Genomic DNA, 11,737 nt, shown 5'->3' on the forward strand with positions numbered 1-11,737 from the left:
GTCACGAACGCAAACGCCGAGAAACCTTCACCGGTGACCCGGTCGAACAAGGCTTTGAGGTTCTTCACCCGCTTCTCCAGCCGCACCCGCTTGCCCGTTGCGATGAGTTCCGACTTGAGTCCGATCAGCGCGGCAGGGGCTACGTCGCGGTCGTAGACCAGCACCATCGAGTCGCTTCCGGCGTTCTCCGCCAGCTCGAGCAGGTCAACGACACGTTCGAAGCCGATTGAGAACCCTGTCGCCGGTACGTCCTGGCCGAGGAAGCGGCCGATCATCCCGTCGTAGCGTCCGCCGCCGCCGAGCGAGTAGCCGAGGCCCGGGTGCTCGATTTCGAAGATGGGGCCGGTGTAGTAACCCATGCCCCTCACGAGGAACGGGTCGAAGATCACGGGAATCGAATCGGCGTGGGCAGCGGCCGTGCCGATCGTCGCAAGTTCGGCGATGACCGAATCGTCGACGCCTGACGGCAGCTGCACCCTGATGTGGGCTTCGCTGAAGGGCTGGTCGTCGGGCGTCGGACGCGCGAAGAACTCCTCTAGCCTGTTGACCGCCTCGGGTGTCGCGTCGCGCTCCCGTAGCTCGGCGAGGACGCCGGCCGTTCCGATCTTGTCGAGCTTGTCGACGGTGATGAGGACACCCGGGTGCTCGGCTGCAACGAAACCGAAGGCGTCGAGCATCCCGGTCAGCAGGCGACGGTCGTTGATCCGCACCCGGCATCCGGTGAGTCCGAGTGCCGAGAGGGCTGCGGATGTCGCGCTGATCAGCTCGATCTCGGCGAGGGGTCCCGCCTCACCGATGATGTCGATGTCGCACTGCATGAATTGCCGGTAGCGGCCCTTCTGCGGGCGCTCCGCACGCCAGACCGGCGCGATCTGGATGGCCCGGAAGACGGGAGGGAGCTCGGCGCGGTGGGTGGCGTAGAACCGGGCGAGGGGCACGGTCAGATCGAAGCGCAGACCCAGATCCGCGAGGGAGTCCAGGCTGCCTGATTCGGCCGCGCTGACGGCATCCTCCGGGGTCAGGCCCCGCTTGAGCACGTTGAACGCGAGCTTCTCGTTGTCACCACCGAGGCCGGAGTGCAGCCGGGCGAAATCCTCGACGACAGGTGTTTCGATCTCATCGAACCCGAAGTTGGAGTACACCGACCGGATGATGCCGAGGGCATGTTCTCGTCTGGCCTTGTCCTGTGGAAGGAAATCGCGCATGCCGCGGGGCGGGGTAACAGGAGAGGCCATGGCACAATTCTGGCATGGGCCCACGGGCCGCCCGGTTCAGGCGGTGCTGCTCCCGGCTTCCTGCTGCCGGATCCCGTCCTGGAGCTCCCGGAGCGCCGAGCGGAGAGCCCGTTCCGCATCCAGTCCCTGCGACCGGGCAGCCGCGGAGATGTCGAGCAGGAGCCGCCCGAGTTCCGCCTCGTTCGAGAACGACGGCTCACCTCGGCCTGGACCGCCTGGTGCGGCGAGACCGGCGCGTTCCGCTCGAGTGAGCACTTTTTCTGCAAGCGCCAATGCCGGCATGCTCTGCGGGATCCCGTCGAGCGCGCTTGTCCGCGTCGACTTCTCCGCAGCTTTCGCCGCGCTCCAGACCCGCCACACCTCTTCGACGGTGAGAGCGGTCTCCTCCCCGAAGACATGCGGGTGCCTCCGGATCATCTTCTCGTTCGCCGCCCTGGCGATGTCATCGAGCGAGAAACGCTCAGCGGGGGTTCGGCGGGCGATCTCGGCGTGGAAGACGACCTGAAGCAGCACGTCGCCGAGTTCCTCGAGCATGACGTCCCGGTCATCCGCTTCCACCGCGTCGATGAGCTCGTAACTCTCCTCGATGAGGTAGGTGACGAGCGACGCGTGCGTCATCGTCTGGCTCCAGACGCAGTTGTCGAGGACCGTACGCATGGACGCGGCGAGCGCGTCCATGTTCGGCAGGGCCGGGCCGGTCATCGCTCGGACTCCCGCCGGTGGCCTGTGCGGGCGATGAACAGCCGGATGAAGGCGTCCCGTTTCGCGGTGAACGGCGGGTAGATGAGCTTCAGGGTGTCCGGCCGGCTCGGTTTGCTGAGCACCGCCTTGCTGTGGCTGAAGGTATCGATCGAGAACTCGCCGTGATAGCGGCCGATCCCGCTCTCTCCCACCCCGCCGAACGGCAGGCCAGGCACGAGCAGGTGGGCCGCGGGGATGCTGACGCCGAACGCCCCTGACGATGTGTCGCGGAGGAACCGGCGAACGAGCGCGCGCGATGTGGTGAAGAGATAGAGCGCGAGCGGTTTCTCCCTCGTCGAGATGACCTCGATCGCGTGGTCGGCCCCTGACACGTGCACGATCGGAAGGATGGGACCGAAGATCTCCTCCCGCATCAGCGGGGAATCCAGGCCGACACCGTCGACGATGGTGGGTTCGATGTACCGCGTGGTGGGGTCGGTTCTGCCGCCGATGTCCGGGCGCACGCCGTGGAGCAGCCCGGAGAGCCGGGCGAACTGCCGGTCGTTGACGATCCGGCCGAAGTCCCGGCTCGCCTGCGGGTTGTTCCCGTACAGGCGCGTGACGGCATCCCGCAGGTGCGGAAGGAGCCGCCGTGCGGTTTCCGGGGTCGCCAGGACGTAGTCGGGAGCCACACAGGTCTGGCCGGCGTTGAGGAACTTGCCGAAGACGAGGCGGTCAGCGGTCGAGACCGGGTCAGCGTCCTCATGCACGTAGACCGGCGATTTGCCTCCCAGTTCGAGCGTCACCGGGGTGAGGTGCTCAGCGGCGGCCTTGGCGACGATGCGTCCGACCCGGGCGTTGCCGGTGAAGAAGATGTGGTCGAATTTTTCGGTGAGGAGTTCGGTCGTCTCCTCGACGCCGCCCTCGATCACCGCGATCGCAGACGGGTCGAGATAGTGAGGAAGGAGCCGGGCGAGAAGAGCGGATGTCGCCGGCGCGAGTTCGCTCGGCTTCAGGACGACGGCGTTGCCCGCGGCGAGCGCTCCGGCCAGGGGCACGAGGGCCAGCTGGACCGGGTAGTTCCATGGCCCGATCACGAGCACCACTCCGAGCGGTTCGCGGACCACGCGCGCCGTGGCGGGAGCGACGGCAAGAGGAACGGACACGCGTTTAGGGCGCAGCCACCGGCGCAGGTGCCGGATGGTGTTGTCGATCTCGCCCATGACCACACCGATCTCGCTCATCTGCGACTCGGTGGGGCTCTTGGCGAGGTCGGTCGCGAGAGCGCCCTCCAGCGCATCCCCCTGTTCGACGAGCATCCGTCGCAGCGCGCCGAGCTGCCGCAGCCGCCAGGCGAGCGGTTTGGTCGTTCCGGCACGAAAAGCGTCCCTCACCGCAGAGACACGGGCGGATGCGGCGGAGGTCAGACGTTCCGTCACGACCGTTCCCCTTCACGTATGGGCTCTGCCGCCCGCTGGGTGCCTGAATGCCCGGTGAAGTTCTCCATGCTCGAGTACACCGAGAAGATCCGGTCGGCGACGATGTCCCACGCTCGCTGGGGCAGCACGCCCTTGAGACCGCTCGCGAGTCCGACGGTCCACGGCGTTCTCCGCATGGGCTTCCCGGCGAGCATGGCCTGCCAGGCTCGTGCGACGGCGATGTCAGGCAGCAGGACGGGCGTCATCAGTGGTCCTCTCGCGCCCTCGAACATGCCGGTGGCGACGTACGACGGGCAGAAGGTTGTGATGCGCACGTGCGCATTGTCCGAACGCTCCAACTCCAGCCGGACGGAGTCGCTCCAACCGATCAACGCCCACTTCGATGCGGCGTACACGCTCATTCGCGGGTTCGCGAGGGTACCGGCGGCGGATGCGACGTTGAGGATGCGTTTCTCCCGTGGGGCGTCGTTGATCATGGCGGGCAGGAACTCCCGGGTGATGTGCATGGGAGCGATCGCGTTGATCCGCATGGTCGGTTCGGTGTCGCGCTCGGAGTCTGTGTTCCAGAAGTACTCGTTGCCGCGGACGATCCCCGCGTTGTTGATCAGCACGTCGGGTACCCGGCCCTCATCGAGTTCGTGGATTGCCGCACTCCGCACATCCTCGAGCCGCGACACGTCGACGACGCGCGTGTGGATGACGGTGCCGAGGCCGGAGAGGGCGCTCGCCGTTGCATCCAGGGTCAGCGCGTCGATGTCCCACAGTGTGACCGACGCCGCCTGTTCCTGAACCGCACGCTGGGCATACAGGCGTCCCATTCCTGACGCACCCCCTGTGACCAGGACTCGAGCGTTTGCGACGGTAAAAGCCACGGGAACCTCCATCGGATGCAGTGGGTTCCCACACTATTCCATCGGCGTCGGAGCGAGCCGGAGGCTACGAAGCGGCCTGCTCCTCCTTCGGCGGGAGCGGGAAGAGGGCGTCAAGGAACTGGCCGACCCAGGCGATCAGCTCGGCGTCGGCGAGTTTCTCGCCGTGCTTCTCTGGCATCGGCACGATCAGGGCGTTCGCCTGGGCGAGGTACTTGCCGCCAGGGTACATCCGGCGCAACCGGGCCTGGAGCGAGTCAGGGAGGTTGGCGGGAGCTGCACGAAGGTTGCTGCCCATTGCGACGAGTTCACTGAGCCCGACCCGTTGTGCTCGCTGGCGCAGGCGGGACACGGCGATGAGGTTCTGCACCTGCGCCGGCGGTTCGCCGTACCGGTCGGTGAGCTCATCGATCACCAGGTCGATCTGGTCGTCGGCAGCCGCCGGGCCGGACGCGGCGGAGAGCTTCTGGTAGGCCTCGAGCCTCAACCGCTCGCTGTCGACGTAGTCCTCGGGAATGTGCGCGTCCACAGGCAGTTCCAGACGCAGCTCGGTCTGCCCTTCGGCGAGGTCCCCGCGGAAGTCGGAGACGGCCTCACCGATCATCCGAAGGTACAGGTCGAAGCCGACGCCGGCGATGTGGCCGGCCTGCTCCCCTCCGAGCAGGTTGCCGGCGCCCCGGATCTCGAGGTCCTTGAGCGCGACCTGCATGCCGCTGCCGAGCTCGTTGTTGGCCGCGATCGTGGACAACCGGTCGTGTGCGGTTTCGGACAGCGGCTTGTTCTCGTCGTAAAGGAAATAGGCGTAGGCGCGTTCTCTGCCGCGGCCCACGCGACCGCGCAACTGGTGCAGCTGGCTCAGACCGTATTTGTCGGCGCGGTCGATGATGATCGTGTTGGCATTCTGGATGTCGAGGCCGGTCTCGATGATGGTGGTGCAGACGAGCACATCGAACTTGCGCTCCCAGAAGTCGACGACGACACGTTCGAGCACGTTTTCGGACAGCTGGCCGTGTGCCACCGCGATGCGAGCTTCAGGGACGATTTCCGCCAGCTGGGCGGCGATCCGGTTGATGCTCGACACCCGGTTGTGCACGAAGAAGATCTGACCTTCGCGGAGCAACTCCCTCCGGATGGCCGCCCCGACCTGCTTCTCGCTGTACGGGCCCACGAAACTGAGGATCGGATGCCGCTCTTCCGGGGGCGTCGCCAGAGTCGACATTTCGCGGATGCCGGTGACCGCCATCTCGAGGGTGCGGGGAATCGGCGTGGCGCTCATGGCCAGGATGTCGACGTTCGTCTTGAGCTTCTTGAGAGCATCCTTGTGTTCGACGCCGAACCGCTGCTCCTCGTCGATGATGACGAGTCCGAGATCCTTGAACTTCATCCCCTCGCTGAGGAGACGGTGGGTACCGATCACGACGTCGATGGTGCCGCGTTCCAGACCGTCACGGGTCTCCTTCGCCTCCTTGGCGCTCTGGAACCGGCTGAGTGCGCGAAGGTGGACGGGGAACCCGGCGAAACGCTCGGCGAAGGTCTCGAAGTGCTGCTTGACGAGGAGGGTCGTCGGCACGAGCATCGCGACCTGCTTGCCGTCCTGTACCGCTTTGAAAGCGGCACGGATGGCGACCTCGGTCTTGCCGAATCCGACGTCGCCGGAGAGCAGCCGGTCCATCGGGATAGGCCGTTCCATGTCGGCCTTGACCTCGTCGATCGTGGTCAGCTGGTCGGGGGTCTCGGCGAAGGGGAAGGCTTCCTCGAGTTCCCTCTGCCAGGGCGTGTCCTTGCTGAAGGCGAAGCCCTTCGACGCCATCCGGGCTGAGTACAGCTTGACCAGTTCCACAGCGATGTCTCGGACCGCCTTGCGGGCGCGCCCCTTCGCCTGAGACCAGTCGCTGCCGCCCATCTTCGACAGCGCGGGAGCCTCCCCGCCGACGTAGCGGCTGAGCAGGTCGAGCTGGTCGGTGGGTACGAGCAGTTTGTCGCCCGGGTAGCCGCGCTTGGACGGCGCGTACTCGAGAGTCAGGTACTCCCGACGGGTTTTCGTCGGATTTCTGCCCCCGCTTGACACTTCGCGCTGGCTGAGCTCGACGAACCGCCCGATGCCGTGGGTCTGATGGACGACGTAGTCGCCCGCTTTCAGTTGCATCGGATCGACGACGTTCTTGCGCCGCGAAGCGAGCTTCTTGACCTGGCGGGAGTCGTAGCCGATGGTCCGGCCATAGAACTCGTTTTCGCTGATCAGGGCAAGCTTGGATTCCTCGAGTTCGAATCCGCTCTCTGCTGTCGCCTGGAGCAGGTACGCGATTCCCGGCTCCGGGGCTGCCGGGAATTCTGGCACCAGCCGCGCTGGAACTTCGTGCTCGCCGAGGACGTCGCGGGCGCGCTCGACCAGTCCGGTTCCGCGTGCGACGATACCGACGACCCAACCGTCGCGAAGCCGCGCTGCGACGTGCTCGATGGCGCCGTCGACGTTACCTGAGAAGCTGGGAACGGCGTCAGCGGCCACCCGAACGGTGAGGAGTTCGTCCATCTCCCGCTCTTCTGGCAGCACTTCGTCCGGGCCCTGCTGGAATGTGCTGAACGTCCACCACGGGTGGTCCGCTGCCGGTGCGCCCGGAGCGGTGAAGCGGGTAGCGTCCCTGAGATCTTCGAGGGTGATGAATTCGCCACTGGCGAGGTCGATCGGCGCCTGCGCGCCCGCGGTCGCCGCATGCCAGGCGGCAGCGAGGAACTCGCGGTTCGTCTCCGACAGGCTGATGGCGCGAGTCGCGACCCGCTCGGGAGAGATGACGGCGATGGCCGCACCGGCCGGGAAGTAATGGCTCACCGGCACGAGCCGGTCGAGCAGGGCAGGGGCGAGCGATTCCATTCCCTCGACGGGGATGCCGTTCGCGATCTTCTCGAGCATGGCCGACATGTTCGGGAATTCGTGCTGCATCTCGGCCGCGCGCTGCCGCACGGCGTCGTTGAGCAGCAGTTCCCGGCTGGGCGGCAGCGAGATACTGGGCACGGCATCCGGGATCGACCGCTGGTCGGCGACGGAGAACTCGCGGATCTGTTCCACTTCGTCTCCGAAGAACTCCACCCGGTACGGATGCTCCGCCACGGGCGGGAAGACATCGAGGATCCCACCGCGCACGGCGAATTCTCCTCGGCGGGACACCATGTCGACCCGGACGTAGGCGAGTTCGACGAGCTGGGTCGAGAGCCGTTGCAGGTCGTGACCGCGGGCGCCGGCGTCGAGGCGAACCGGTTCGACCTCGGTGAGGTTGTCGGCAAGCGGCTGGAGCGCCGCACGAACGGAGGCGACGACGATGAGCGGTGATGTTCCGTCCCAGTCGGTCATCACCCGGAGCGCAAAGAGCCTCTTGCCAACGATCTCGGCACTCGGGCTCAGCCGCTCGTGCGGGAGCGTCTCCCAGGCGGGAAAGTCGATGATGCGGGCCTCGGGGACGACGCTCTCGAGCGCGGCACGCAGCGACTCGGAGTCCCGGCCTGTCGGCGTCACGACGAAGAGTGCGGCCGGCTTGCCTGCTTTGCGGCGCGCCTCGAGAAGCCCGGCGAGCAGCGGGGCGCGAAGCCCCTCTGTGACGGAGAAATCCGCGTTCCGAGTGGCGTAGCCGAGGGCGTTGTCAAACGTGGAGGCGCGCGAAAGCGCTTCGATTAAGCCCGAAAGGATCACCGGAACAGTCTACGCGGCACGTGCGACAACGCCGGCGGCCGACCCAGGCCGCTTCAGGAAGGGAATGCACCTTCACCTGGACCGCCTGCAGACCGTCAGCATCCGGCCCCGAACACGCGGCAACACACCCACTGCGGACGGATTCACGCGGTACACCGGGTGTTCTGGTCCGGAGTGCGTGAAGCGGTGCCCGGGCATGCGCCCGGCACCGGGCTCAGGCTCAGGCTCAGGCTCAGGAAGGCGAATGCACCTTCAACTGCGCCGCCTGCAGGCCGTCGGTCGCGAGGAGCACGACGGCATCCGCTGCGTCGCCCACGAGGTTCGGCAGGACCTCTCGCTCGGTGCCGGCGAAGTCCTTGAGCACGAAGTCGGCGGCGTCCTGGCGGCCGGGCGGCCGTCCGATCCCCACGCGGACGCGCAGGAAGTCCGCACGGTCTGTGGCCTTGGCGATGTCGCGCAGGCCGTTGTGGCCGCCGTGCCCGCCACCCTGCTTGAGTTTGAGGGTGTCGAACGGGAGGTCGAGTTCGTCGTGGACGACGATGAGGTGCGTCGGGTCGAGTGAATAGAAACGGAGCAGGGTCGCGACCGGGCCTCCAGACACGTTCATGTAGCTGTTCAGTTTCGCCAGCACGAGTTTCGGTCCGCCCGGAGCGACGAAACCTTCGGCGACGATCGCCGGTGTCTTGTGCTTGCGGAATCCGGCGCCCATCCGAGCCGCGAGTTCGTCGACGACCATGTGCCCGACATTGTGCCGGTTTCGTGCGTAAGCCGGCCCGGGGTTGCCGAGTCCGACGACGAGCCAGGTGTTCTCAGCCACGATCGGCTCCGTCTTCTCTCTGCGCCACCACATGATTCTCCTTGCTTAAGCGGACGAGCCCGCCGGTCCGCGACCCGTGAGGGTGCGAACCGGGCAGGCTCGTCGGGCGTGCAACCGAGGTTACTCGGCGGCTGTGGTGCTTTCGCCCGCGGCTTCTTCTTCCTGTTCTTCGGCTTCAGGCTCTGCAACGGCGACGACGAGCAGGTCAGGGTCGCTGAGCAGGGTGGAACCGGTGGGCAGCGGCACGTCCTTGGCGAGGATGTGGGCGCCGGCCTCGAGGCCCTCGATCGAAACGACGAGGCTCTCGGGGATGTGGGTCGCCTCTGCCTCGATCGACAGGGTGGTCGCGTCGCGGTTGACGACGGTGCCAGGTGCCGACTCGCCCTCGATGTGGACGGGGATGTCAACGGTGACCTTCTCACCCTTGATGACGACGATGAGGTCGAGGTGCTCGATGATGCGGAGCACGGGGTCCTTCTGCACGTCCTTGACGAGGGCGAGGCTCTGCTCGCCGTCGATCTCGAGTTCGAGGACCGCGTTCGACTTGCGGATGATCAGGCCGATCTGGTGGGCGGGCAGCGCGACGTGCTGAGGCTCTGTGCCGCGCCCGTACATGACGGCCGGGATCTTGCCTGAGGCGCGGAGCTTGCGCGCCGCACCCTTGCCGAATGAGGTGCGAATTTCTGCGACTACCTTGTTGCTGTCGTCAGCCATGGTGTTCTCCTTGGGTGAGCCTGGGCTCTTTAGCGTGATCCGGAGCGCGCTCCGGATGGTCTTGGAGGAGTCCGGGAATGCCCGGCTCCGTGTCAACTCGAACGCATGTCAGCGTGAGGAAAAGCCGGTTCCTGTGGGAAACCATGGTTGCCTTGCCCACCGCGTCGATTACGGATGCAGCTGCGTCGTGACGCACAGCATCCCTCGCCGAAGTTCAGTGGCCAAGCCTACCCCATCGCGGAACCGGTGTCAGCGGCGCCTCTTCGTCGGTTGAGGAGCGAGCGTGTCAAGACCGCCGCGCACAGGTCAGCGGTCCGGAAGTGCTGCTTGAGATCGCGGAGGGGTCCCACAGTGCTGTGCGAAGCCCCGCGAGAGAATTACAAGGGCCCGCCAGCGAGCGACAAGCCCGTCCGAGCGGATGCTGAGCACTGCCATGGCCGCGCGCGGTCGCGGGTTCGGATGCGTTGCTGAGATCGCTGAAGGGCCCAAGAAGTGCTGCTCGAGATCCCCGAGGGGAACCGAAGTGCTGCCCAAAGGCCCGCGAAGCGACCACACGGGCCCCGTCATCACCATCGGCGAAACGATGGTGATGATGTCCGCCCCCGGGCCGCTGCAGCAGGCAGCGGTGCCGATCGACCCGATCGACACGGTCGGCACGGGGGACGCCTTCGTCGCAGGTTACCTCGCCGAGCGTCTGGCAAGCGCGACCATGGACACACGCCTGCGGACGGCAGTCGCCGTCGGTGCGTATCTGTGCCGGTCGACCGGGGATGGGGAAGGACTTGCCCGGCGGGAAGAACTCGAAACGCTCGGGAGGCTTGAGCCCGTCCTGAGGTGACGGACTGCCGGGCTCAGGAGCTGGCGAGTTTCCGGAGCGCGCTGGTGGCCTCGGCGACGATCGCGGTGACCGACTGGTCGACGTCCACCACGATTCCCGGCTCGTCATCCTCGAGAGGTTCAAGGGTAGCCAGCTGGGAGTCCAGAAGCGCTGGCGGCATGAAGTGGTCGCTGCGTCCTTCGACGCGTGAGGTGAGCACCTCGCGGGATCCGGACAGGTGCACGAAGCACGTGCCTGGAGCCGTTTTGCGGATGGCATCCCGGTAAACGCGCTTGAGAGCGGAGCACGCGATGACCATCCCGCTGCCGTGCCGGCCGGCATCCGCGAGCGTGGTTCCCACGGTCGCGAGCCATGGCCAGCGGTCGACATCGTTGAGCGGGTGGCCACCGGCCATCTTCTCCACGTTGGACTGCGGGTGAAGAGAGTCGCCATCGACGAACGGAACCCCGAGGGCGCCGGCGATGAGCGCCCCGATCGTGCTCTTGCCCGATCCGGAGACCCCCATCACGATGACTTGGATGCCCTCGGGTGTTGCGTCGTCAATAGTCATTCGTGAATTCTTCCAGTTACCAGTCGTGGACGGTGCCGTCGGCGAGCCGGTTGTGCGGCAGGTATCGAACGCGCGAGGGAATACTCCGACGGCATCAGCGATCGAACACCGTCTGCGCGATGAAGCACTTCAGGAGACGCCATCGACGAACGTGACCAGCACGTCGTCACGAGCTGCAACACGCTCCGCTACGACGAATGGGATGAGCACCACGCGATCGCCGCTGAGCTCGCCGACAAAACGATCACCCTCGTCGTGGACACCCGGGGCAAACCTTCCGCTCGCTCCTGAGACGCACAAGCGCATCCGCCTCGACGGGATCAGCGGCCGGGCCACTTCACCGGCACGGAGGAGGCCAGCATCCGCGTCACCTGGTCGACACCGATGGCCGCAGAGATCCCCCTGGTACGTCACCGAGGTCCCGACCGTATTCGTGTCGCTCGCGCAGCCGAACCACCTCATCGACGTGCTCATGGTCAAGACGATGATCCACGCGCACGCCCCGAGCCGGGATGCGATCTCGGCCGCCGTCGCGAAGATTCAGGGCCTCTCCGAGTTCACCGGCACGTTCAACGAGAACGTCTGGTGCGACACCTTCGGAACCCGGCTGTAGCCCCTGGATTCCGGCATCATGTGAGGAATCGGACATCCGCCGTTTGCTAGCGTGTACACGAGGCCGGCTCCCGATTCCCGCGCCTTCCCCTTTCTTTCGCTCCTCCTCCCGAGGACTGTCCGACTTCTGACCACTGACCACAAGAGGAGATCTCCATGGCGGATACAACCAAGGCCCAGGCCAACATCGGCGTCGTCGGACTGGCGGTGATGGGCTCCAACCTCGCCCGCAACCTCGCCAGCCGCGAAGGAAACACCGTGGCGGTGTACAACCGCTCATGGGAGAAGACGAACACGCTC

At 66.2% G+C, this 11,737-nt stretch carries 11 protein-coding genes; 3 read left to right on the plus strand and 8 right to left on the minus strand.

Going from position 1 to position 11,737, the window contains the following annotated elements:
- From hisS to JWP90_RS06885, 7 genes are all read right to left on the minus strand, one after another.
- Positions 1 to 1,235, minus strand: a 1,235-nt coding sequence (hisS, locus tag JWP90_RS06855; RefSeq protein WP_297361546.1) for a histidine--tRNA ligase, incomplete at its 3' end; no start/stop codon positions are given.
- A gap of 36 nt (positions 1,236 to 1,271) precedes the next feature.
- A complete protein-coding gene (locus tag JWP90_RS06860) occupies positions 1,272 to 1,937 on the minus strand; it encodes a MazG family protein (protein ID WP_297361549.1) in 666 nt (221 codons plus the stop codon).
- Entirely contained in the window at positions 1,934 to 3,355 is a 1,422-nt protein-coding gene (locus JWP90_RS06865) for an aldehyde dehydrogenase family protein (protein ID WP_297361553.1), read from the minus strand. The genes JWP90_RS06860 and JWP90_RS06865 overlap by 4 nt, the downstream gene beginning before the upstream one ends.
- Positions 3,352 to 4,227: an SDR family NAD(P)-dependent oxidoreductase gene (locus tag JWP90_RS06870; RefSeq protein ID WP_297361556.1), complete on the minus strand. Its 876-nt coding sequence runs from the start codon at positions 4,225 to 4,227 to the stop codon at positions 3,352 to 3,354. The genes JWP90_RS06865 and JWP90_RS06870 overlap by 4 nt, the downstream gene beginning before the upstream one ends.
- Positions 4,228 to 4,291: 64 nt before the next feature.
- Complete coding sequence (gene mfd / locus JWP90_RS06875) at positions 4,292 to 7,906, minus strand: transcription-repair coupling factor (RefSeq protein WP_297361559.1); 3,615 nt, start codon at positions 7,904 to 7,906, stop codon at positions 4,292 to 4,294.
- Between the two features lie 232 nt (positions 7,907 to 8,138).
- Positions 8,139 to 8,756 carry an aminoacyl-tRNA hydrolase gene (gene pth, locus JWP90_RS06880; protein ID WP_297361562.1) on the minus strand — a complete coding sequence of 206 codons (618 nt, stop codon included), beginning with the start codon at positions 8,754 to 8,756 and terminating at the stop codon, positions 8,139 to 8,141.
- 87 nt (positions 8,757 to 8,843) lie between these two features.
- A complete protein-coding gene (locus JWP90_RS06885; protein ID WP_297361565.1) occupies positions 8,844 to 9,437 on the minus strand; it encodes a 50S ribosomal protein L25/general stress protein Ctc in 594 nt (197 codons plus the stop codon).
- Positions 9,438 to 9,960: 523 nt separating this feature from the next.
- Here JWP90_RS06885 and JWP90_RS06890 point away from each other — a divergent pair.
- Positions 9,961 to 10,275: a PfkB family carbohydrate kinase gene (locus JWP90_RS06890; RefSeq protein ID WP_297361567.1), complete on the plus strand. Its 315-nt coding sequence runs from the start codon at positions 9,961 to 9,963 to the stop codon at positions 10,273 to 10,275.
- Positions 10,276 to 10,288: 13 nt separating this feature from the next.
- Here JWP90_RS06890 and JWP90_RS06895 read toward each other — a convergent pair whose 3' ends face one another.
- Positions 10,289 to 10,825 (minus strand): gluconokinase, encoded by a 537-nt coding sequence (locus tag JWP90_RS06895; protein WP_297361570.1) that lies wholly within the window; start codon positions 10,823 to 10,825, stop codon positions 10,289 to 10,291.
- Between the two features lie 433 nt (positions 10,826 to 11,258).
- Here JWP90_RS06895 and JWP90_RS06900 point away from each other — a divergent pair, with 433 nt between their 5' ends.
- Complete coding sequence (locus JWP90_RS06900) at positions 11,259 to 11,438, plus strand: hypothetical protein (RefSeq protein ID WP_297361572.1); 180 nt, start codon at positions 11,259 to 11,261, stop codon at positions 11,436 to 11,438.
- Between the two features lie 155 nt (positions 11,439 to 11,593).
- The coding region (locus JWP90_RS06905) for an NAD(P)-binding domain-containing protein (protein WP_297361575.1) at positions 11,594 to 11,737 on the plus strand (144 nt) is incomplete at its 3' end.

The organism is Mycetocola sp., from assembly GCF_025464835.1.
Taxonomy (GTDB): Bacteria; Actinomycetota; Actinomycetes; order Actinomycetales; family Microbacteriaceae; genus Mycetocola_A.

Coding starts and splice junctions, on each gene's coding strand:
- JWP90_RS06860 (WP_297361549.1), bottom strand. CDS start 1,937: ATGACCGGCCCGGCCCTGCCGAACATGGACGCGCTCGCCGCGTCCATG.
- pth (WP_297361562.1), bottom strand. CDS start 8,756: ATGTGGTGGCGCAGAGAGAAGACGGAGCCGATCGTGGCTGAGAACACC.
- JWP90_RS06885 (WP_297361565.1), bottom strand. CDS start 9,437: ATGGCTGACGACAGCAACAAGGTAGTCGCAGAAATTCGCACCTCATTC.
- JWP90_RS06895 (WP_297361570.1), bottom strand. CDS start 10,825: ATGACTATTGACGACGCAACACCCGAGGGCATCCAAGTCATCGTGATG.